At 68.7% G+C, this 22,672-nt stretch carries 13 protein-coding genes; 3 read left to right on the top strand and 10 right to left on the bottom strand.

Annotated features, from left to right (window positions below; genetic code table 11):
- The coding region (locus HG543_RS33965) for an AcvB/VirJ family lysyl-phosphatidylglycerol hydrolase (protein ID WP_343073511.1) at nucleotides 1–1,245 on the top strand (1,245 nt) is incomplete at its 5' end.
- A 33-nt stretch (nucleotides 1,246–1,278) separates the two neighbouring features.
- On the opposite strand, the gene HG543_RS33960 is transcribed toward HG543_RS33965, so the two are convergent.
- The 6 genes from HG543_RS33960 to HG543_RS33935 form a co-directional block, all read right to left on the bottom strand.
- Nucleotides 1,279–1,944 carry a single stranded DNA-binding domain-containing protein gene (locus tag HG543_RS33960; protein ID WP_169349080.1) on the bottom strand — a complete coding sequence of 222 codons (666 nt, stop codon included), beginning with the start codon at nucleotides 1,942–1,944 and terminating at the stop codon, nucleotides 1,279–1,281.
- Between the two features lie 160 nt (nucleotides 1,945–2,104).
- Nucleotides 2,105–3,463, bottom strand: a complete 1,359-nt coding sequence (locus HG543_RS33955; protein WP_169349079.1) for an ATP-binding protein — start codon at nucleotides 3,461–3,463, stop codon at nucleotides 2,105–2,107.
- Nucleotides 3,460–4,140, bottom strand: coding sequence for a response regulator (locus HG543_RS33950; RefSeq protein ID WP_169349078.1), 681 nt, complete (start codon nucleotides 4,138–4,140; stop codon nucleotides 3,460–3,462). Before HG543_RS33950 ends, HG543_RS33955 begins: the two co-directional genes overlap by 4 nt.
- Before the next feature lie 19 nt (nucleotides 4,141–4,159).
- Nucleotides 4,160–7,249 (bottom strand): CusA/CzcA family heavy metal efflux RND transporter, encoded by a 3,090-nt coding sequence (locus tag HG543_RS33945; RefSeq protein WP_169349077.1) that lies wholly within the window; start codon nucleotides 7,247–7,249, stop codon nucleotides 4,160–4,162.
- On the bottom strand, nucleotides 7,246–8,361 hold the full coding sequence (locus HG543_RS33940) for an efflux RND transporter periplasmic adaptor subunit (RefSeq protein WP_169349076.1): 1,116 nt from the start codon (nucleotides 8,359–8,361) through the stop codon (nucleotides 7,246–7,248). The genes HG543_RS33945 and HG543_RS33940 overlap by 4 nt, the downstream gene beginning before the upstream one ends.
- A complete protein-coding gene (locus tag HG543_RS33935) occupies nucleotides 8,358–9,566 on the bottom strand; it encodes a TolC family protein (RefSeq protein ID WP_169349075.1) in 1,209 nt (402 codons plus the stop codon). The genes HG543_RS33940 and HG543_RS33935 overlap by 4 nt, the downstream gene beginning before the upstream one ends.
- Nucleotides 9,567–9,903: 337 nt before the next feature.
- Between HG543_RS33935 and HG543_RS33930 the strand changes: the two genes are divergently transcribed.
- On the top strand, nucleotides 9,904–11,115 hold the full coding sequence (locus HG543_RS33930) for a hypothetical protein (RefSeq protein ID WP_169349074.1): 1,212 nt from the start codon (nucleotides 9,904–9,906) through the stop codon (nucleotides 11,113–11,115).
- A 703-nt stretch (nucleotides 11,116–11,818) separates the two neighbouring features.
- Here HG543_RS33930 and HG543_RS33925 read toward each other — a convergent pair.
- From HG543_RS33925 to HG543_RS33915, 3 genes are all read right to left on the bottom strand, one after another.
- Nucleotides 11,819–12,805 carry an alpha/beta hydrolase gene (locus HG543_RS33925; RefSeq protein ID WP_169349073.1) on the bottom strand — a complete coding sequence of 329 codons (987 nt, stop codon included), beginning with the start codon at nucleotides 12,803–12,805 and terminating at the stop codon, nucleotides 11,819–11,821.
- Between the two features lie 278 nt (nucleotides 12,806–13,083).
- A complete protein-coding gene (locus HG543_RS33920) occupies nucleotides 13,084–13,938 on the bottom strand; it encodes an alpha/beta fold hydrolase (RefSeq protein ID WP_169349072.1) in 855 nt (284 codons plus the stop codon).
- Between the two features lie 198 nt (nucleotides 13,939–14,136).
- A complete protein-coding gene (locus HG543_RS33915) occupies nucleotides 14,137–18,978 on the bottom strand; it encodes a CARDB domain-containing protein (RefSeq protein WP_169349071.1) in 4,842 nt (1,613 codons plus the stop codon).
- 724 nt (nucleotides 18,979–19,702) lie between these two features.
- On the opposite strand from HG543_RS33915, the gene HG543_RS33910 reads away from it, so the two are divergent.
- Nucleotides 19,703–21,139, top strand: a complete 1,437-nt coding sequence (locus tag HG543_RS33910) for a serine/threonine protein kinase (protein ID WP_246357497.1) — start codon at nucleotides 19,703–19,705, stop codon at nucleotides 21,137–21,139.
- Nucleotides 21,140–21,595: 456 nt separating this feature from the next.
- Here the strand turns inward: HG543_RS33910 and HG543_RS33900 are convergent.
- On the bottom strand, nucleotides 21,596–22,672 hold a 1,077-nt coding region (locus tag HG543_RS33900), incomplete at its 5' end, for a hypothetical protein (protein ID WP_169349070.1).

Genomic DNA, 22,672 nt, shown 5'->3' with positions numbered 1-22,672 from the left:
TCCATGAAGGGAGGGCTCGTGCTGCTGGGGATGCTGCCATGCATGTGCACCCCGTCCGCTTCGCCGGCCGCGAGCACCGAAACCGCGAGCTTCGGCCGGCTGGGCACGGTGGTCGTGACGAAGCCCCAGGGCCCGCCCGCGTCGGTGGCGCTGCTGCTGACGGAGGGGCCGCCGGGAAGCGGGCGTGGAGCACGGCTCGCGTCGGCGCTGTCGGGGCGTGGCGCCCTGGTGCTCGCCGTGGACGCCAGCGCGTACCTGCGTGTGCTGGAGCGCGAGAAGCGCTGTGCGTACCCGGCGGGTGACCTGGAGTTGCTGAGCCAGGGCTACCAGCAGCACGCGGGCCTGCCGGAGTACCTCCCCCCGACGCTGGTGGGCGAGGGCGTCGGCGCCGCGCTCGCGGACGCCACGCTGGCGCAGGCGCCCGTTGGCACCTTCACCGGCGCGGTGGGCATGGAACCCCGGCCCCGGCAGGTCCGCTTCTGCGCGGGGCCGGGGCGCAAGCCCGTGGACGCGAAGGAAGGAGGGCACGAGGCGCTGGTGCCGGTGGGCTCCGTGGCCCAGCTGCTGACGGCCTATGACGCGGCCTCCGTCCGCTCCGCGCCGGCGCCCCTGTCGGGCGACGCGGTGAAGGACCTGCCGTTGGTGGAGGTGCCCGCGAAGGAGGGCGGCGGTGACACGCTGGCCTTCCTCGTCACGGGAGATGGCGGCATGGCCGCGCTGGACAAGGCGCTGACGAAGACGCTGTCCGACGCGGGCATTCCCACGGTGGTGCTGGACTCGCTGCGCTACTTCTGGAAGCGGCGCACGCCGGAGGAGACGGCGTCGGACGTGGCGCGCGCACTGCGGCACTACCTGCCCGCGTGGGGACGGCAGCGCGTGCTGCTGGTGGGCTACTCGCGCGGGGCGGATTTGGTGCCGGCCATCGCGTCGCGCCTGCCGCCGGAGCTGCGCGAGCGGCTGCGGCTGGTGGTCCTCCTGGCCCCGGGGCAGCAGGCGGAGTTCGAGGTGCACGTCACGGACCTCTTCGGCATCGGCAAGCACCCCAGCCTGCCCGTGCTTCCGGACGTGGAGGCCCTGGGGGCCACGCCGCTGCTGTGCGTCTATGGCACGCGGGAGGCCTCGGAGAGCCTGTGCCCGAGGTTGCCGCCCCTGGAGGGCCGGCACGTGGTGGCGCGGAAGGGGGGCCACCACTTCGACGGGGACTTCGACGCCCTCTCGCGGCTCGTCCTGGAGTCGCTGCCCTGACCTCCGGTGCGTCACCGGGAGTCCTGGGGCCACTCAATGGGACGGAAGGACGCGGATGTCCTCCTGGAACACGGGGTCCACTTCGTACTCCCCGAGGAACTCTCCGCTGACGCCCTGGATGACGACGCGCTGGCCCTGCTCCAGCCCGCTCACGTCGATGCCCGTGCCGGAATTGACGAACACGAAGGTGGGGCCGGTGCCGTCGTCCACCGCGAACTTGAACCCGAAGGGAAGGTCATCCTCGATGTCGCTGACGATGATGCCCTTGATGCGGACGAGGCGGCCCTCTGTCTCCTCGCTCACGTCGCCCGTCTTCACGGGGTGGGGCGGAGGCTCGTTCGCCTCGCCCAGCACCTCGATGGAAGTCGGAGTGACACTGAGCACTTGACCGAAGGACTGGGTCAGCGTGCCCGTCACCCGGACCACCTGGCCGACCTGGATGTCCGCGTCGAGCGAGTCGAGGATGTAGATGCCGGTCTTCTTCTCCTGGATGGCGAAGCCGTTGTCGTTGGGGAAGAAGGCCCCGGTGAACGACGTCGCCACGCCCACCACCGTCACGGTGCTGCCCAGGGGCTGCTGACGCGCCTGGGCGATGGAGTCGTGTGGGGACTCCGCCACGACCGCGCCAGGCGCAGCAAGGACCACGACCGCGAGCAACGCAGCCAGCCCGACCTTCCATTGCGTTCGTGCCGTGAGCATGGACTCCTCCTGCTTGTGAGGGATTGAGTCCAAGCTTGTACGCCGAAGTTCTCACGCTCGCAGTCACACGCGGGTCGTAGGTCTCGGGTCTCGGATGAGACAGGGGGGAAGGTGGTCTCTACGCGCAGCCCGACGGCTGGTACCCGATAACACTCCGGGCTCAGGGCCCGGGGAGCGTCAGCAGCACGCGCGCGCCAGGGCCCGGGCTCTCCACGATGCGTGCGTCGCCGCCGTGCCCCCGAGCCACCTCGCGCACGAGGCTGAGTCCCAGCCCCACGCCGCCCGCCTCCCGCTCCAGGCGGTGGAAGGGCGTGAAGACGTCTTCCCGGTGCGTCTCGGGAATGCCCCGGCCCTCGTCCTGGACCGCGACCTCCCAGTGCGCCTCCCGGCGCGCCAGCTCCAGCCGCACCTCGGAGCCTCGGGGCGCGTAGCGGAGGGCGTTCGCCAGCAGGTTGTCCACCGCGCGCCGGACCGCCATCGCGTCCATCCGGCAGCCGGCCTCGTCGGGGCCCACCACGCGCAGCGCCACACCGCGAAGGTCCGCCTCGGCCCGGGCCCCCGCGACGGCCTCGTCCAGCAGGACGCGCAAGTCGCCCGGCTGGACGTCGAGCGCGCCGCCCGCCGCCGACAGCTCCAGCAATGCATCCGCCACGTTGGACAGCCGGTCCACCTCGCGCCGGTTCTCCTCCAGGACGGTGCGCAGCTCCTCCGCGCCGCGCTCGCGCCGCAGCGCCAGGTCCAGGCCGGTGCGCATGAGCGCCAGGGGCGTGCGCAGCTCGTGCGCGGCTCGCGCGATGAGGCGCTCTTGCGCTTCCCGCGCCACGCGCACCCGCAACGCGGCCTCCGTCAGCGCCTGGCGCACCTCCATGATTTCGTCCCGAGGCTCATCCGCGGGCGCGGGCGCCATCATGCCGCCGTCGCGTGAGCGGGCCACCTGGTCCGCGATGCCGTGCAGCCGCCGCGCGAGCCCCTTCGCCTGCCAGCCCTGGATGCCAATCAGCACGCCGCCCAGCAGGAGCGCCAGCACCGTGGCCACGGAGGAGAAGGTGCCCACCGCCTGGTCCACCGTCCCCAGGGACGCCATCAGTTGAAGCACGTGCGGCACGCCTTCCGGCGAGCGCACCTGCACCGTCAGCACGCGCAGCCGCAGCCCCTTGCCGACGCTTCGCGTCTCCAGCCGTGACGTGGGCCCGTCATCCGGCAACACCCGTTCGGAGACGGTGGGAGATTCGGGGGGGAAGACGCCAAGCAGCGTCCCATCCGGCCCGTAGAGCCGCGTGGCGGGCACGAAGGCGCGCACCGCTCCCGCCAGTGGGGACGGCTCCACATGCAGGTGCGGGCGCCCGTCCGGGGCGTCGAAGAGGCTCACGCTCTCCGCGGCGGCCTGGGACAGGAGGGCCTCGTCCATGGCGCGTTCGAGCACCACGCGAAACACCTGGACGGCCATGCCCAGCGCGGCGGCCACCGCCACCACGGGCACCACCGCGCCCCACAGCCACATCCGGCGGACCAGCCTCACCGCGAGCCCTCGACCACCAACCGGAAGCCCACCCCACGCACCGCCTGGATGGACACGCCCCCCGCCTCCACCTCCGTCAGCTTCGTGCGCACATAGCCCACGTAGACGTCCACGATGTTGGGCGGCCCGTCGAAGCTGGGGCCCCACACCTTCGCCAGCAGGCTGGAGCGGGTGTGGACCTCGCCCGCGCGGGAGGCGAACTCCCCCAGCAGGGCGAACTCGCGGCCCGTCAGCGTCACCTCACGGTCGCCACACCGCAGCGTGCGACGCCGGGCGTCGATGTGGATGGGGCCCACGCTCCAGGACTGGGCCTGGCCCTCCGCGCGACGATGGAGCGCCTCCAGGCGCGCGAGCAGCTCCTCGAAAGCGAAGGGCTTCACCAGGTAGTCGTCCGCGCCGGCGCGCAGGCCCGTCACCCGCTCACCCACCGTGCCGCGAGCGGTGAGCATCAGCACCGGCGTCATCAAGCCGCGCTCGCGCCAGCGCCGCAGCAGCGCCACGCCGTCCATGCCGGGCAAGGCCCAGTCGAGGATGATGGCGTCGTAGGCCACCTCGCCCGCCTGGTCGAGCGCGTCCTCCGCGGTGCGGCAGGAGTCCACGAGGTGGCCCTCCTCCCCGAGGCCCCGCCGGAGGAGTTTCGCCATGCGCTCCTCGTCTTCCACCAGCAACAGCCTCACGGCACCACCCTTCGCGCCATCATGCCCGGGTCTGGGCCCCTCGCCCGCCCGCGAACCAGGGGTAGAGCGTGGGGAGGATGACCAGGGTCAGCAAGGTGGAGGTGACGAGCCCACCCACCACCACCGTGGCCAGGGGCCGCTGCACCTCCGCGCCCACGCCCCGGGCAAGCATCATGGGAATGAAGCCCAGCGCCGCCACCAGCGCCGTCATCAACACGGGCCGGGCCCGCTCTCGCGCCGCCAGCACCACGGCCTCCGCGGGCGCGTGGCCCTCCGCTTCGAGCCGCTGCTCGCGCGACATCAGCACCACGCCGTTGAGCACCGCGATGCCGGACAGCGCGATGAAGCCCACCGCGGCGGAGATGGACACGGGCAGGTCCCGGGCCGCCAGCGCCATCATGCCGCCCACGCACGCGAAGGGGACGTTGGCGAAGATGGCCAGCGCGGGGCGAAGGTGGCGGAAGGCGAACAGCAGCACGGCGAAGATGAGGAGGGCCACGGCGGGAAGCACCAGCGAAAGCCTTTGCCGCGCCTCCGTCAAGGTCTCGTACTGGCCGCCCCATTCGAGCCGGTAGCCATCCGGCGGAGCGAGCGCCTGCTCCACCCGCGCCCGGGCCCGCCCCACCACGGTGCCCAGGTCCGCGCCGCGGACGTTGAAGCCCACCACCAGCCGGCGCTGCCCGCCCTCCCGGCTCACCAACCCAGGCGAGGACGTCAGGCGCACGTCCGCCACGCGGGACAGCGGAACCAGGCCGCCCGTGTCCGTGGGAACGGGCAGGTTGGCGAGCGAGAAGGCGTCGGGCGCGCCCGTCAACCGCAGGACGATGGGGACGCGCACCGCGCCGTCCCAGGTGGCGCCCACCTCCACCCCAGTGCGGACCGCGCGCACCGCCTCCAGCACGTCGACCGCGCCCAGCCCCGCGCGCGCCGAGTCCAGCGGACGGGGCGTCACCTCGAAGAGCGGCACCTCCGGTGGAGCGAGGACGCGCACGTCCACCGCGCCAGGCTCCTCGCGCAACATCGCCGCGGCCCGGCGCGCCAGCCGGCTCAGCTCGCCCAGGTCCTCGCCATAGATGCTGAGCGCCACGTCCGTCACCGCGCCGCCCAGCAGCTCGTTGAAGCGCATCTGGATGGGCTGGGTGAAGGACGGCTCACCGCCCGGCGCGCGCGCGTCGAGCACCTGCTCCATCTCCGCGATGAGCGACTCACGGGTGAGCCCTGGCCGCCATGCGTCGCGAGGCGCCAGCGACACGAAGACGTCCGCCATCTCCAGGCCCATGATGTCGGTGGCCACCGCGGGGCTTCCCACGCGCGAGACGACCTGCCGCACCTCCGGGATGGCTTCGAGCAGCGTGCGCTCCATCCGGCCCGCCTCGCTCACCGCGGCCTCCAGGCTGATGTCCGGCACACGGGTGGTCTGGATGACCATGTCGCCCTCATCCAGCTGCGGCGTGAACTCCGTCCCCGCGCGGGCGAACAGCCAGCCGCCCACGCCCAGCAGGAACACGGCGACGGCCGCCACGGGAAGGCGTGAGCGCACGCTTCGTCCGAGCACCGGCGCATACAGCCGCTCGAACCAGCGGACCAGCAGCGGCTCGCGCGCGGGGACGTGCTCGGGACGAATCAGCCAGCTCGCGGCGGCGGGGATGAAGGTCAGCGACAGCAGGAGCGCGGTGGCCAGCGCGAAGACGACCGTCATGGCCATGGGCCGGAACATCTTCCCGTCCACCCCTCGCAGGGACAGGATGGGCAGGTACACCAGCAGGATGATGAGCACGGAGAAGAAGACGGGCCGGGCCAGCGACACGGCCGTCTCCTCGACGTGCTCCCGGGGCTCGCGTCGTTTCTCCTCGGGCGTCAGGTGGGCCAGGCGGTGGAACAGGCCTTCCACCATCACCACCGCGCCGTCCACCAGCAGGCCGAAGTCGATGGCGCCCAGGCTCATCAGATTGCCGGGAATGTCGAGCGCCACCATGGCGGCGGTGGCCCCCAGCATGGACAGGGGAATGGCGGACGCGACGAGCAGGCCGGCGCGCACGCTCCCCAGCAACAGGAACAGCACGCCCACGACGAGCAGGCCGCCTTCCAGCAGGTTCTTGGCCACCGTTCGCACGGTGCCGCGCACCAGCGTGGCGCGGTCATAGACGACGTCCAGGCGCACGTCCTCCGGCAGCAGGGCCCGCACCTCGGGCAGCGCGGCGGAGATGTCTCCCGTCACCGCGAGCGCGTTGGCGTCCCGCAGCATCTGCACCATGACGTACACCGTCTCGCCGCGGCCGTTGGCGGTGGCGCTGCCGATGCGGGGCAGCGCGCCCTCCGTCACCTCGGCCACGTCCCCCAGACGCACGGCGGGCGCCCCGGCCCGGGGAATCAGCGCCTCGGCCAGGTCCGCCGGCGCCCGAGGCCTCGCCACCGCGCGAATCAGGACATGACGCTCACCCACCGGCAGGCTCGCGCCGGGCGCGCTGCCCGTGGCGCGCTCCAGGGCGTCCCGCAGCTGCGCCAGCGTCACGCCCCGCTGGGCCAGCCGGACCGCGTCCGCGCGAACCTCCAGCGTGCGCTGCTGGCCGCCCCAGCTGTTGACCTCCACCACGCCGGACACCGAGCGCAAGCGGGGCGCCACGCGGAGCTGCGTCAGCTCGAGCAACTGCGCCGCGGTGCGCTCCGGCGACGACAGCGTGAAGTGGAACACCTCGCCCAGGCCACCGGTGAGCGGGCCCAGCTCCGGCGGGTCGACGCCCGGCGGCAGCGACGCGCCCAGCACGTTGAGGCGCTCCTGCACCAACTGCCGGGCCCGGTAGGGGTCCACGTCGTCGGCGAACACGGCCGTCACGGAAGAGAGCCCGTAGCGCGACAGGCTGCGCTGCGCCTCCAGCCCGGGCATGCCGCCCAGGGCCACCTCCACGGGCCGCGTCACCAGGCGCTCCACCTCCTCGGGCGTGAGGCCGGGCGCGCGCGTGAGGACGAGCACCTGGTTGGTGGTGATGTCCGGCATCGCGTCCAGCTCCAGGTGGAGCGACACCGCCAGGCCCGCGAGCGCGAGCATTCCCGTCAAGGTGAGCACCCAGGCCCGGTGCCGCACCGACAGGCGGACGACGGCTTCAATCACGGCGCCACCCCACTCCCACCCGCGCCCTCCTGGCCTTGGGCATCCAGGAGGAACACCGCGCCATCCGCGGCGACGGCGTCCCGGACGGACACCGCGCCCTTCACCAGCGCCTCGGCCCCCGACGTGGCGAGCACCTCCACGTCTCGACGCACCGGCCGTCCATCGCCACCGCGCACGAGGACGAGGGTGCGCTCGTTCTCGAAGGCCAGGGCCCGCGCGGGCACCAGGACGGTGTCCTCGCCCGCCGCGGCGTGAATGCGCAGGCGGCCTCCCAGGCCCGCGCGCAGGACGACGCCGTCCTCCGGCTCGAACCACGCGCGCCAGGTGCCGTCCGCCGCGTCCACCTGCGGGGACTGGCCCACCAGCCGCACCGGCGTGGGCGGGCCCAGGGACGAGACGAAGGCGAAGGTCGCGCCCTCGGGAGGCCGGACCGACAACCGGGCCTCCAGGCGCGCCGGTCCGTCCGCCGCCACTCGCGCCAGGGCCGCGCTGGCCTCCGGCTGCGTCTCGCCCAGCACCGCGCGCACCTCGGTGACGACGCCGGCAATCGGGCTCTTCAGCCAGACGGTGCCCCGCTCGGCCACACCGCGAGCCTCACCCGGCGCGATGCCCGCCACGCGCAGGACGGCGTGCGCGGCCACCAGGGCGGCACGGGCCTCCGCCTGTTGCGTCTGGGCCTCCGCCAGCTCGGGCAGCTTCGCCAGGCCCTGGGCATGCAACGCCTCCAGGCGCTCCACCTGTCGTGAGTAGGCCTCCAGCCGGAGCGCGGCCGCGCTGGCGGCGCCCGCGGCCTCCACCACCTCGGGCATCAGCACCTCGATGAGCGGCGCCCCCTGTTCGACCTTCTGGCCGGGGCGGGCGCGGACCTGTTGGACGCGCGCGCGAAACGGCGCCGTCAACGCCGCGGTGGCGTCCGGACCGGAGAGCACCACCGCTGGCGCCTCGACCAGGGCCACGCGCGACGCGGCCCGCACCGGCACCCAGGCGGAGGGCGCGGAGGCCCGCGGTGCGGGCTCGGAAGCGGGAGCGTCCGTGGCGGGGGGATTCGAGGTGCAGGCCGTCCCCAGGACGAGCAGCGGCACGGTGACGAGGCGTCGGACGAAGAGCGTCATGGCAGGGCGGAAAGGAGGAGGTGGAGACGGGCCGCGGCGAGCGAGGCCTCGCCGCGGGCGAACGCGAGCCGCGCGTTGGCGGCGGCGCGGGCACGGCGGGCGCGAAGGACATCGGGCAGCGTGCTCTGGCCCGCGCGCAACAGCACCTCGGCCAGCCGCGCCGCTTCCTCCGCCGAGGGCACCAGGGACTTCTCGACGAGCACCAACTGCGCGTCGGCGTGCTCCCGCTCGTGAAAGGCCAGGGCCAGCTCCGCGGCGGCGCGCACCGCGGCTTCGCGCGCCTCGCCGTCCAGGCGCTCGGCCGCGGCCAGCAGGGCCCCCCGCGCGCGCTGCCCCGAATCGAACACGGGCGCTGTCACGCCCACCGTCAGCAGCCCGCTGAAGCCTCCATAGTACTCGCGCACGCCCTGCGCCCCGACTGTCACCTGCCAGCCCCGCTCCGCCCGCGCCTCCGCCGCCCGCGCCCGCTCCGCCGCGCCGAGCAGCCGCCGTGCTTCCGCCTCCGGCAGTTCGCCCGCCCGCGCCAGCCACCGCGCCTCCTCGGAGGCAGGTGGCAGCGCCACCACGGGCAAGGCCTCCGCGGCCACCAGCGGCGCGCCAGGAGGACGGCCCAGCAGCACGGCCAGGGAGAGCCGCGCCTGCATCACCTCGGCGTCCCGGGACAGACGGGCAAGCCGTGCCTCCGCCTCGAAGCCCTCGGCCTCCGCCACCTCCAGCCGGGTGGCGCCCCCGAGAGCCAGGGCCTCCACCATGGACTTCCGGAGCGTCTCCGCGAGCTCCGCCTCGTGCTCGGCCGAGGCGGCGGCCTGCTGCGCGGCCCACAGCGCCAGCCACGCCCGCGCGACCTCCAGGCGGCGGTCCAACAGCACGGCCACGGCCTCCTTCTCGGCGGCGTGTGTCTCCGCACGCGCCGCGTCGCGCTGCGCCCCCGCCAGGTTCGACAGGAAGAGCGGCTGCTCCACCCCCACCGTCAGCTCGAGTCCCGAGCCGTCCGGCTGGGCTCGCCACCCGGGAATCACACTGAGCGTCGGATTGGCCGCGAGCGCCGGGAGCCGGGCATCCCAGACACGTCGCGTCTCCACGGCGCGCGCCAGACTGGCGGGCAGGGCGGCCTGCGCGGCCTGGGCCTGGGCCTCCTCGAAGGTCAGCGGTGGAAGGCCGGACGCGGGAGCCGAGGCAAGAATCGTGACGAGGAGCACCCACATGATGTGGCGCACCCTAGAGAGAGCACGCGCACATCACTTGAAGGCATCCTGAGAAAACTCTCAGAGTTCCCCTCGGCGAGGGGGCCGCCGCGCCTGGGAACGTGCTCCCCGGTCCGCCCACCGCGGGCGCTCAGAAGGTACTCGTCGGTGGTGGGTGCCGGCCCGCGCGCCTTCCTGGCAGTGCAGCAGCTCCCCCAAGCGGGAGCGGGGGAGGCGAGCATGTGCGTCAGCGCGTGTACGGCCTGCTGCGGGGCTCATGCGGAAGCGAAGGCGTGCTCATCACGGCGCAGCGCACCGCGGGCAATCACCCTGGGCGGGGGGGCGTAGAAGGGGGACCATGCAACGCTCCGCATCCCTGACCGTCCTGCTCGCCCTGCTGGGCACCGCGCCGGTCGCGCTCGCCGGCGCCCCCGCGTCCAGTGCCACTCCCGGCCCGCTCCAGAAGATCTCCATCGTCGAGTCCTCCAACCTCAAGCTGGACGACGGCTACCGCACCCTGAGGCTGCCCGAGAGTCCCGACTCGCCCGAGCTCCGCCAGCTCCGCGACCACGTCCTGAAGCAGGTGGACCTCTTGGGCCGCGCGGATCCGGAGCTCATCTTCGCCGCGCTCGAGTGGGTGAGCATCCAGTGGGACCATGACGGGCTGAACCAGCCCCCGCCGGGTACGTCGTCGTTCCAGATCCTCCAGAACGTGGAGCAGGGGCAGCGCTACCGGTGCGTGGAGTACGGCACGGTGGTGTCGGACCTGTTGTTGTCGCTGGGCTACCCGTCGCGGCGGCTCGGCATCAAGTCGGTGGATGCGGCCTACGGGGGCTTCGGGCAGGGCCACGTGGCGTCCGAGGTCTGGTCCAACACGCTGGACAAGTGGATCTTCATCGACCCGCAGTTCAGCATGGCCGCCACCCACGAGGGGCGCTACCTGAGCTTCCACGAGATGTACCAGCTCAAGCGCGAGGGCCGGTTCAACGAGATCCGCTTCACTCCCTCTCCGCGCTTCGTGGAGCGCCACAAGACGACGCCGGAGGAGCTCGAGAAGCAGTACCGGGCGTTCATCGGCCACTACTTCGGCTACATGGAGATCCCCTACCAGCGGGAGGGGAAGAAGGCCTCGCTGATACTGCCGCTCGAGGGCAAGGGGCAGTTCGCGACCTTCCAGGGGCTCCCCATCGACGGCCTGCTCTTCACCGACGACCCGAGGGAACTCTACTTCCCGCTCAATCACACCCAGGTGCTGTTCACGTACAACAACGCGCGCCCGTTCATCGATGTCATTCGGGAGCACGGCATCACCACCGAGCAGCAGTTCCTGAGCAAGCGGCCACGGTTCGCCGCCCGGCCGGACTACACGCTCACCTTCCAGCAGGGCATGCCCTGGTTCGCGCACTACGAGCTGCGGGTGGACGGAGGTGAGTGGAAGCGGGTGCCTGGGGACACGGTGCCCCTGAAGCTGCACGCGGGGCTCAACACCCTCGAGGTGCGGGCGGTGAATCGGGCCGGGGCCGCCGGTCCCATCAACCGGATGAAGCTCCGGTACGCGGCGGACCCCTGACCCGCGGCACGCCAGCCCGCCTTGCTGAAGCGCGAGCGCCTCGGTCGGCTCCCTCTGGAGACCTTCACGTCCTGAGTAGACGCTTGTGGCTTCCCACGATGGTCGCCAGGGCTTCGCGAACAGTAGGGTCCATGAGATGCCAATCTCTTTCGACGGACTCTATCGCCGTGGTGTCTTGCTGGTTGTCGTGGCCCTGACCGCCTGCAATGTGGGGGAGCCGGGAGAGGACGAACTGGTGCTCGGAACGACCGAGGCCGCGCTGTCCTGTTCGGCGACTCGCCAATGTCCGGGAGCCGCGCCCGTTTCCTGTAGTTCCTCCATCGGAATCTGTGATGCCGGGAGCGAGAATGGCGGCTGGGTGTCGTGCGATTTTCGCTACACCTACTGCCCTCCACCGTGTGTCTGCGGCAGCGACCGGTACACCGTCACGAAGAGTGCTTATTCCCCGTTCCGGTGTGAGCGTGCCATGGAGACCGCGCGGGAACAGGCGTTTGCCGCGGCCGCGGCCGCCTGTCCCGCGGGTTACTGCAACGGGGTCGGGCAGGAGGTTCGCTGCGAGGTGGCTCCGGATGGGCGCCCCCACGCGGTCTTTCAGTTGACGTACTCTTGCAAGGACCCCGCGACCTGCCTGTAGGCGTCTACGTCCTCGGAAGGCACAAGCCCCAGGTCCACGGCCAGCCAGCAGTCCGCTGAGGCATCGTTGTCACGGGGCGCGTGGATTCATGGCGCCGCGGGCGAACATCCGTGCGAGCCACGAATCCCGCGCCGCGATGCACGCCCGTGCCAGCTCCGACCGCGGAGCGATGTCATAGAAGCCATGGAAGGCTCCACCCCAGACGTGCAGCTCGCATTCACCCCCCGCCGCCAGGATCCGGTGCGCATAGGCGACGGCTTCATCTCGAAACGTCTCCGCTCCCCCAACGTCGATGAAGGTGGGGGGCAGACGGCTCAAGTCCGAGGCACGCGCGGGCGCGGAATAGGGAGACACATCGGGTCCGCCGCAGCGGGCTCCCAGCACGGCGTGCCAGGCGGTCAGATTGCTGGTTCGGTCCCAGACTCCGACGCCATCGTACCGATGCGCGGAGTCTGTCTCGTTCCGGTCATCCAACATCGGGCATTGCAGAAGCTGGCCCAGCAGCCGAGGGCCCTGCCGGTCCCGAGCCAGAAGCGTGGTTCCCGCCGCGAGCCCGCCACCGCCGCTCCCGCCGAAGATGACGAGCTGGTTTGGATCGAACCGCAGCATGTTCGCGTGCTCCGCCATCCACGTCAGCCCGGCGTAGCAGTCCTCCACCAGGGTTGGTGCGGGATGCTCGGGCGCCAGCCGGTACTCGACGGTCACACAGACCGCATCATGGCGGAGCGCCCACTCCACCAACGGTTTCGCCCCAGCGAAGCGGGTACCCATCACCATGCCGCCACCATGGATGTGATAGACGGCGGGCCCGGGAGCCGAGTGGTCTTTCCGGGTAATGACCGAGACCACGATGTCGGCCCCCTGATACCCGGGGATGCTGTAGTCAACGCAGGTGACCTGCGCGTCCCCAAGCAGGTCTTCCCGGGTCACGTGGCTCAGCCGGCGGAAGTGTTCGAGCTGCTCCAGCGTCATCTTCAAGGGGACATACCCCTCCAGCGGAGAGAGGAGGGGCGCCAGTTGAGGATCGAAGTCCGGAGATGAGGTCGAGCGAGTCATGCGCGTTCCATACTGGAGGGGGACACCCGCTGCGAGGGGCGGGTGAATCCAGTGGTTGTCTCCGCGGTTGTAGAACACCCTCACGGGGGCGAACAGCGCGAGCGGCCAAGAAGCACTCCGGGGGACGGCGCCCGCCTCCCCGAGTCCATCTCCTACGTGGGCGCCTTCAGCGTGCTGGAGCAGGGCGGCCAGGATGCGCTGCCGTGGAGAGGAGGGATAGAGCACGGACTGCAGGCCCCAACCGCCCCAAGGGAGTCAAACCACAACGCTGGATTTCCTCATTGCCTTTGCGGCTTTGCATCGAAGAAGTCGTTCACCATCGGGACAATGACGGACACGCGCTCCATCAGCGTGATGTGGGTCGTGTTGGGCAAGATGGCCAATCTCGATGCTGAACGTGGCCGCATGTCGCCGAAAATCTCGTCGCCCTTCAGGCGGAACATCTCCGAGATGTGCTCGAGCCGTACGCCGTCGGCATCGCCGTGGATGAAGAACATCGGCGCTTGGGTGGCCTTGAGCTTGTCGGCGCCGAAGTCGTACGGTTTCAAATCCATCGCGATGGCGCGCTTGATGAAATTCGGGAACTCGTTGGGCGTCGGGCTCAGTTTCTTGTATTCGGCTTCGATGGGCGAGCCTTTGAGGGCTTCCGCCGTCAGTTTCGGGAACGCGTCGAGTGCTTCCTTGACCCAGCCGTCGTGGCGGAACACGGCCGAAATGCTGACGACCTTACGCACTTTCTTGGGATGGCGGATGGCACACTGCATCGCGACGCCGCCCCCCATGCTGTAACCGATGAGGTCCGCGCTTGGGATTTTCAGGTAGTCGAGCAACGCGGCGACATCGTCGGCGAGGTTTTCATAGCTGAAATCGCGTTTGATGTCGGCCGTGCGCCCGTGGCCCTGCATTTCCACGGCAATCACCTTCCGCGTCTTGGAAAGTTCGCGGATCCACTGGGGCCAGTTGTTTGAAATGGTCATGAACGAGCCGTGGAGCAACACCACCGGATCGCCGCTTCCGTGGACTTCGTAGTACATCTTGAGGCCGTTGACCGGCGCGTAGCCCGTCGTTGGTTTCTGCTGCGCTGATGCGACCGCCGACACGAGCATTGTCAGGAGAAAGGCTGTTGTCTTCATGCGGGGTCTCCTCTTTTGGTTCATCGCGTTCTCGGCGTGACTTCCCCGGGAACCTGGCCGAGGAGGGTACAGGCCGCTCAAGCTGCTGCACCGCGCTGCGCGAGGTGGGTATACCGCAACCACGGCGCGGCGGAAGAATTGCCCTCAGGGCTCCTCCTCCGGCGCTCTGTCAGCTTGAGCGGCCCGCAGGTCACTGCATCAAGGGACGATGGCCTCGACGTTGAGATGCGGCTCAGCCCCCAACGCTTCCCCCACGCCATATGCTCGAATTCGACCCCGCTCCACGGACTGACTGCCTCCGATGGTCAATATGAAGGGCCGGGCATTGTTCATCTCGTCTCGCTCGCTGATATCCCCATTCTGGTCGACGATGATGATGAGATGCCAAGAACCCGTGGCCACCGTTCCTGGCAGCCGCAACGAGGCGTTGGTGGTGTAGCTGGTGCCTGCCGCCAGCGGCGCGTTGCTGCGAACCGCCTCCCCCACGAAGGAGTCGGCCGCGTCCCACTTCGTATCCATGGACAGATAGACCTTGTCGTACCAGCGGTAGCTGTCCGTACCGCTCGTGTACCACTGACCGTGAGCGGTGCCCGGCCCGACGTTGCTGACCGTCCAGGAGAGCGAAACCTGCTCTCCTGGCGCAGCCACGTCAGGCCCGGTGAAGGACGCAACCACGAGGTCCGAGCGGCTGACGGTGAAGGGCACGGCAAAGGCGTTGTTGGCCTCGTCCCGCTCGCCGATGTCGCCATTCATGTCGGCCATGACCAGCAGGTAGGCGGCGCCCTCGGCGTAGACCTTGGGCAACTGCAGCGCGGCGTTGACGGTGTAGCTGGCGCCCGCCGCCAGCGGCGCGTTGCTGCGAACCACCTCCCCCACGAAGGAGTCGGCCGCGTCCCACTTCGCATCCATGGACAGATAGACCTTGTCGTACCAGCGGTAGCTGTCCGTACCGCTCGTGTACCACTGGCCGTGAGCGGTGCCCGACCCGACGTTGTTGACCGTCCAGGAGAGCGCAATCGGCTCTCCTGTCGCGGCCATGCCAGGCGCGGTGAAGGACGCAACCACGAGGTCCGGATGGCTGACGGTGAAGGGCACGGCAAAGGCGTTGTTGGCCTCGTCCCGCTCGCCGATGTCGCCATTCATGTCGGCCATGACCAGCAGGTAGGCGGCGCCCTCGGCGTAGACCTTGGGCAACTGCAGCGTGGCGTTGACGGTGTAGCTGGTGCCCGCCGCCAACGGCGCGTTGCTGCGTGCCACCTCCCCCACGAGAGCGTCGGCCGCGTCCCATTTCGCATCCATGGACAGATAGACCTTGTCGTACCAGCGGTAGCTGTCTGTACCGCTCGTGTACCACTGGCCGTGAGCAGTGCCCGACCCGATGTTGCTGACTGTCCAGGAGAGCGCAATCGGCTCTCCTGTCGCGGCCATGCCAGGCGCTGTAAACACTTCGGCAACCAGGTCTGGCCGATTGACTGAAATAGGAACAACGTAGGAATTCACGTCATCCGTCTCCACGAGTTCCCCGTTTTGATCGAGCATGAGAATCAGATGAGCAGGGCCCTCAGCCGACAGCTTGGGGAGCTGCAAGGCCACGTTGACGACGTAGCTTTCCGAAGCCGCGAGAGCCTGGTTGGTGCGTGCGACCTCTCCTACCAATGCATCCGCGGCATCCCATGTCTCATCCGTGGAGAGGTAGACCTTGTCGTACCATCTGCCATTCGCTACCGCAGCGCCGTCATTCCTGACGGTCCATGACATGGGAAGCGCCTCACCATTCGCGCCCAAAGCCGGCACCGTGAACGAGAGAGGGACCAGATTGGGGGCGGTGAGCTTGACCGCGATGGCAGCTGACGTGTTGTTGGCGTCATCCACCTCTTCTTTTGAAGCGGAACTGTCGGTTCGCAAGAGGAAATAGTGCTGGCCAGCGGGTGCGGCAGGCAGGGTCGCTATTTTCGTGACGGAATAGGTCGCACCGACCCCCACTGCCAATGTGCGCTGTTGCTCTGTCACCAAGCGGTCGTCAGCGCTGAGAACAGCATCACTGGATAGATAGACGCTGTCTCGCCAGCTCGGTGTTGCCTCCTTCGCCCCCTGGTTCTTGACCGTCCATGTGAAGGTTACGCTGCTCTGGGTACCCATGGCGGAAGGCGCGGTGAACGCCGTGGGGATCAGATCCACGGCCTGGAGCGTGGACGGAACACGGACACAGACCACCCGGTGGTGGAGCGTCTTCAAGATTGTCGCGTTGCCCCGAGCGTCGCCAAGTGTCACTGCGGTGGCGTACGTCGTCGCCGTGGCGGTGTTGGCGGTCCAGAAGGTCTCGGTAAGGTCGTAGTGGAAGTACTTCCCCGCTAGCGCCGTCCCCTTCACCGCCAACAGTTCCGTCACCGTCGGCAGGCGCCAGTCCTGGTACCCTCCCTCCACCAGGGAATGGCAGAAGTTCTCCTTGGAGCTATCGGGCACCCCAGGAATCGTCGCCTCGGCATAATCATTCCGTCGAATACCGTCGACTGCATCTGGCGCATCATTGCCCTCCAGTTCCGAGCCCCAGACGGCGGCGTGCCAGCTCTTCGGGGAGACGGATGGCTTGCTCCAGACGAGACCGCCAGCCCGCGTGTCCATGCACCCGCCCTCGGAGGAGATGAAGAGGGCACTTCCATCAGTCTGGGGTCGGCAGTCATGCCTCGGAGGTGGAGGAGGGCTGCGCACACAGACGGTGGGGTATTGTGCCGTGGCCTTCGCCGCCGTGGTCCTGGCTGCCGATCCCAGATGGCGCAAGACGCCCGAGGGGGCATCCGCGCTGCTGGAAGTCCAGACGAAGCTTGCCATGTCATAGGGCAGGTACACTCCCGCGCGAGTGGCGCCAGCAATGACCAGGAGTTCCTTCTCGGAGGGCAACCGCCAATCCGCGTACCCGCCCTGGACCAGCTCATGACACGCGTTGACCCAGGAGCTGTCTGGCCCGGGCGCCGGATAGTTGCCCGGGTAGTCGTTGACACGCCCCTGGTCATGTTCATCGGAGGGCGCATTGCCCTCCAGCATCGAATCCCACACGGCCTCGTGCCACGTCCTCACTCCGGGCAGTTGGATGAAAACGAGACCCGTGGCAATGTCCTCACACCCCCCGCCCGCACTGCGCATCAAGGGCGTCTCAGTCTGAACCGGGCGGCAGTCATATGCGCTGGAGGGAGCAGGGGTGCTCCCCTCCGGCACACGGATGACGATTTCCGCGTCCTGGATAGGAAGCTTCAGCTTCCCCGTCCCAACCTCCATGAGCGGCGCCACCGGGGTAGTGGCGCCTGCCACGTAGATACTGACGTCCCTGTTCGTCAGCGGGTAGGAAGTTGGCCCTGCCACCCCATGCAGCTGAAGCTTCACGCCCTTCAAGAGCAGTTCACGCGAACCGAGGTTGGCGACATCAAAGTGTCTGGGCTTCAGACGCAGGGTCGCGATGTCCGTGAGGTCCCGGAACGGCATGACCTCATTCAAGGGAAGCGTGACAAGGGTACCTGAGGGTCCGGCCAGTTCCGTCCAGAGATAGCCCAGGGAGTGCTCCTCGCCCTGCCTGTCCACGGCGGATACGTCCACACGCACCCGCCCGTGGGTGCGAGCTATGACGGAGGCCTCGAGCTCGAACTGGACGGTCTCGACGGAGCGAGCCACGGGCTGACCCGAGCCTTCGGCCACCGAAACTTCGGCCGTGGCGTGCCCCATGAGTCCCGCGGTGTTGATGACACTCATTCGAATGGAATAGGTGCCCGCCACCTCATAGGTATGAGAGTATGCCTCGGCGGGTGAGCTTCCCGACAGGAACACCCGCCCCTCGATTCGTCCGTCACCCCAGTCCAGGGATACCGCATAGGCGCCCTCGGGATTGTCACTGGCATTAGGGTCATCGATGGTGGGGGCAACCGTGACCACTGCCCCCGCGACGCTCTTCTCCATGACCACTGTCGGAGCGCTCCCCACCGCGGCCCCCCCGACCCAGCCGGGCGTACAGTCAGGCTGCGCCTCTCCGGGGAGCGGTACCGTCAACAACGCATAGGTATCCGGCTGGGCCTGCTGCAGCATCGCGAGGCCGAAGGCTCCGACGCACTGTTGCAGCTTGTCATCAGGATTCGGGACATTGGCCAGATACGCAGCCTTGGTTTCCGCTGTCCAATGGCGCGACGCGATGTAGTCCCACCGTGCCTGGAGGTTGGGGATGCCAGCGAAAACACGCTGCACCGCAAGCGTCGTCAAGCCGCGCAGATAGCGGGCATCCGGGTCATTGTCATTGGCATGGTACCTCTCGCTCAGGGAGTAACCGCTGGGGAACTCATCCGGTTTCGCAAAGGGAGCAGCCTGCTGTATCACTCGGCGGTGCGGGCGGAACCCGACAAAGCTGACATAGTCGACGAAGGCGCCAGGCTGATTGCGGATGAGCCCGCCCTCATGGTCGACGAAGGCGTCAGACCGACTGCGGGTGAGCCCGTCCTGGATGGTGGCGGCGAGCGTTTTGCCTAGTCTGTTGAAGCGCCAGTCGGTGGCAATCTCGATGTGTCGGACCGTCCCAGTAGTGCACGCAGGCAGGTAGTCGCAAAGGCAGCCAGGAGAGTCTGGATTGTGCCTGAGACACTCACCGAACGATTTTGGATTGGGCACCGTCCAATTGCCTTCGCAGTTGATGGGGGCCTCCGTATTGAACGCAGTGTGACAATAATTTTGATTGTCAGCATCGTACTTGCAGCACTTGAGCGAGGGCTCTCCGTTGCACAACTTGTCATACGGAATCCCGGGATTGAAGATGAGTAAGTCGTCAACGGTCCAGCCGAAGAGCATGCAGATGCCATTCCATGTCAAGTCACGGGCAGAGCATCCGGACTCCTGGAACCCGCTCTCGGCACATTCATTGTATTCTTCCGTGAACTCCTGCAAATCCTCGATCTTGTCCATGTAGTCTTGGATGGTGAGCGCGGCATTCCCTTTCGCGCCAAAGGGCTGGATGTTCTTCAGGTAGGAGTTACTAAATCCGTAAACCGAGCTGGAGGACGTCCCCAAGGCATCTGCTCCAGGGTCATCAGGTGGCAATGTCGAGTCAGTGGATGAAGATTGGCAACCGGAAATCACCAACCACAGGGCGAGCAAGGGCGCGAGCGCCGGGAATCGGATGGGCGGGGTAGGCATGGTGTCAGCAGACTAGATGGCCAAAGCTGGCAACAGCAAGCGTGGGCCAATTCCTTTCGGAAGGCTGATCGCCACCGAACGAACGCTAACCATTTTCGTTGAAGGGTTTCGTTCAGCCAATTCTAGCTCAACGACAAAGATTCATGTCCTGCTCCTTCATTGCGCGCGGCGTCACGGTTTGCCAATGGGCGCGAGAGGCCAGAAGTCAACATTCCATGGTGTGGGGGTACCCGTCCAAGCGAGTCGACCTTGAGCGCGAGCGGGCCTCGCTCTTGAGGGTGCGAGTGCAATACCTCCGACTGCGTTGTCTCGGCGATGCGTGATGTGCTCGTTGAGCCAGGAAACGCCTGCTCGGTCATCCACACTCGGTTCGAGCGCGTGTTCAAGCGGGCCTCGAAGAACAAGTGGGTGAGCGTCTCCGGGCCCGGAGAGATGCACTGCGAGACCATCTCCGAGGAGGACCCGGGCCCGGAATCCAGCCCGCTGTGGCAGCCGCTCACCCCGGTATGCCACGGTCCACCTGGCGGATGGCTTGGGGCGGCGAGGACCTTGCGAGTAGCCTGGGCGTACGCGGAATGGACCGCCTACGAGGCAACGCATGGAGTCCGACGACCTCAAGCCGGCAAGCCTGCCCCCGGGGACTTCCATCGGCCGGTGGCGTCTGCTGGAGCAGCGCGGCCGGGGCACCTATGGCGTTGTCTACCGGGCCGAGAGCGTGGAGGAGATTCCGGGCATCGTGGCTCTCAAGCTGGCCCTGTACCCCGGCGATGCCCGCTTCGTGCGTGAGGCCGAGCTGCTCTCCCGCGTCCGCCATCCCGCTGTTCCGCGCCTCTACGACCACGGACAATGGCGGCCCCGCGACGGCGTGTCCTACGCCTGGCTCGTCATGGAGTGGATCGAGGGTGTGCCCCTCTATGACTGGGCCGTGGCGCAGCGCCCGTCGTCACGGCAGGTGCTCCACCTCCTCGCCGGGCTGGCGCGGGCACTGGAGGTCACCCATGCCGCCGGAGGCGTCCACCGGGATGTGAAGGGCGAAAACGTCCGAGTGCAACGTGCTGACGGACGGCCCTTCCTCATGGACTTCGGCTCGGGGCACCACCTGGGCGCCTCCACGTTGACGTGGCAGCCGTTTCCTCCCGGCACTCCCGCCTACCGCGCTCCCGAGGCTTGGCGCTTCGTGCTGGGCTCCAGCAAGCCTCCCACCGTCGCCTATGCGCCCGGCCCCGCCGATGACCTCTTCGCCCTGGGTGTCACTGCCTATCGGCTCGTTACCGGCAAGTACCCGCCCTCGGCGTCTCCGCAGGCCGAGGACACCTGGCTGTGGCACTCGAAGAGGCTGGCGCTCTGGACGGCCAGCACGAGCAACGCCCGCTGCGTTGCGGAACTGAGCGCCCTGGTGTCCCGGATGCTCTTGCCCCAACCGGAGGCGCGTGGCAGTGCGAGGGAGGTGGCCGGAGCGCTGGAGCAGGCCGCACGCGAGGCGGGGCCTGATGCGGATGTGCCTCTCTTCACCGGGGAGGAGGCGAGGCCCGCGGGGCTCTTTCCTCCGGTCCAGCGCGTCACGGTGCGGCCACCTCCTGGCGTGGTGAGGCGGCCCTGGTTCGTGGCGGCCAGCATCGGTGCCTCACTGGCCCTGGGTGCGGGAGCGCTCCTGAGCACGCGCTTCGTCGAGCCGTCCGAGAAGACGCACCGCGCGGAGGGGGAAGAGGTGAAGGATGGAGGCACGGTCGCCGTCGGAGACGCCGCGCTGACGGCGCCAGTCGCGCCCGCGCAAGTCCCTTCCATGTGGCCGGCCATCCGGGCTGAGTTGCCGCCGACGCCCTTCCCAAAGCAGCGTAAGCCCGATCGCGACGGACGATGTCCCGGCAAGAGCCTGGTTGCAATCAATGGCGGCTGCTGGGCGAGGTTGATTGTGGATTTGAAGGATTGCGAAGCCGCAGCCGGCTTTGTGTACAAGGGCGAGTGCTACGTCCCCGTCTGGACACTGATACGCCCTTCCACCTCGGGCCCCACGAATCGCAACGACGCGCCATAGCCGGTAGGGGCTGAGCCCCTCTGGGTACAGGTGTTCGGGACGCGGCACGGCTTCGACGGGCTTGCCGTGGAAGGAAGAGCCTGGCCCGTCGTGCTCGCCAGCGCGCACAGGGCCGCGGTGGTGATGTGCGCCGTGCCGTTGTCCAGCTTCCACGTGTCCGCCACTCGGTCGTACAGGTAGCCCCGCCCCCGGCCGCGGCCTGCCCACGGCAGGTGCGAGGCGGACCCCGGCGCGAGGGCCACATCAGGCCGCGGGGTGTTGAGGCTCAAGTCAGAGCCAACAGGTCCAAGCCCCTGCGCGGCCAGGGCCGACGTGTCCCCGAAGGGGCCGCGCGGCTTCCGCACCCCTGGAGTACTGCTCGGGCGGCTCCCGTCTGCGGCCCTCCTCGGCCCCTCCGCTTCAGCCCTCACCCTCAACACTGCGCACGGACGCCGCGTTCTGCGGCTTCCTCGTGCCTCACTTGTCCGGCGGCGTGGCGACGACGATGCCGTAGGCATGGTTGAAGTCGTAGACCGTCTTGTAGACCGGCGCGTTCATCGCCTTCTCTGCCTCTGTCTTCTCCTCCTCCGTCTTCTCCACCTGGACCTCCACACCGGTCTTGCTCCAGGAGGCGTGGAAGTCGGTCCATGGGTAGACCTCCTCGCGGTTCTCGTACGGGTTGTACACACGCACCATCCAGTCGCCGCTACCCGTCTGCTCGACCGCGAGCACGTTGACCCAATGCGCGACCTTCTTCGTGCTGTCGCCGAAGGACTTCAGCATCCCGTCCGCGCCCTTGGTATCGATGTTCACCAGGGCGATGAGCTGCTTGCCCTCGGAGATGAGCCGCGCCATCTCATGCGGCGGCTTGTTGTCGAGCGACGAGGCCTCCGCCGTCCAGCCCTCGACCTCGTACATGTCGACCAGCTGGGTTCCCACGGTGGTCAAACCCTCCGAGAGTGCATACGCGCCGTTCACGACCGTGTCGTTGCTGAAGGCGGTGAGGGCCTGCCGCGGGTCCAGGCCGAGTGAGCCACCCACGGCGAGCGGACCGCACAGGTTGTAGTTCTCCACGGGCCAGCCGGGACCGAGCACCTTCGAGAGGTTGAGATACTGCGCGCCGTCAGCAGCTGGGTTCGGGTTCAAGGCGAGGTCGAGCCACAGGCCCGTCTTTCCCCGGCCCAGGTCGCTGTCCACTCCGAGGAATGGATGCTCCACGACCGTGCCTCCAGGGGGCACGCCACCGGGCGCGAAGAGAAGGTTCGTCTGCTCGCGCACGGCGGCCTGCCACTGCTGCTGGAAGAGGGCCTTCCGGCCCTCGCTCGACAGGTGTCCCCATGTCATCGCATCGATGAACGGGGGTGGGGGGCCGGTGACATCGAACTCCGGCGGCGGCCAGTCCTTCGCCACGGCCTTCTCCCGCTCGGCCTGGATGTATTGCTTCTGGAACTGCTCACCCATGCCATTCCAGACGTGGACGTCGATGTCGGGGGGGCGGGTGCCCTGAGCCAGCCAGTCCGGGAAGCGCGGCGGTGGCGGCGGCGCGGGCGGAGG

Origin of the sequence: Pyxidicoccus fallax (assembly GCF_012933655.1) — a bacterium.
Classification (GTDB): domain Bacteria; phylum Myxococcota; class Myxococcia; order Myxococcales; family Myxococcaceae; genus Myxococcus; species Myxococcus fallax.
Note: the sequence above shows the minus strand (reverse complement) of the source record. Positions and strands in the feature narration are given on the sequence as shown.

Bases quoted from the DNA above. Each gene is read 5' to 3' on its own strand.
- HG543_RS33960 (WP_169349080.1), bottom strand. From the start codon at position 1,944: ATGCTCACGGCACGAACGCAATGGAAGGTCGGGCTGGCTGCGTTGCTC.
- HG543_RS33940 (WP_169349076.1), bottom strand. From the start codon at position 8,361: ATGACGCTCTTCGTCCGACGCCTCGTCACCGTGCCGCTGCTCGTCCTG.
- HG543_RS33935 (WP_169349075.1), bottom strand. From the start codon at position 9,566: ATGTGGGTGCTCCTCGTCACGATTCTTGCCTCGGCTCCCGCGTCCGGC.
- HG543_RS33930 (WP_169349074.1), top strand. From the start codon at position 9,904: ATGCAACGCTCCGCATCCCTGACCGTCCTGCTCGCCCTGCTGGGCACC.
- HG543_RS33925 (WP_169349073.1), bottom strand. From the start codon at position 12,805: ATGACTCGCTCGACCTCATCTCCGGACTTCGATCCTCAACTGGCGCCC.
- HG543_RS33920 (WP_169349072.1), bottom strand. From the start codon at position 13,938: ATGAAGACAACAGCCTTTCTCCTGACAATGCTCGTGTCGGCGGTCGCA.
- HG543_RS33910 (WP_246357497.1), top strand. From the start codon at position 19,703: ATGGAGTCCGACGACCTCAAGCCGGCAAGCCTGCCCCCGGGGACTTCC.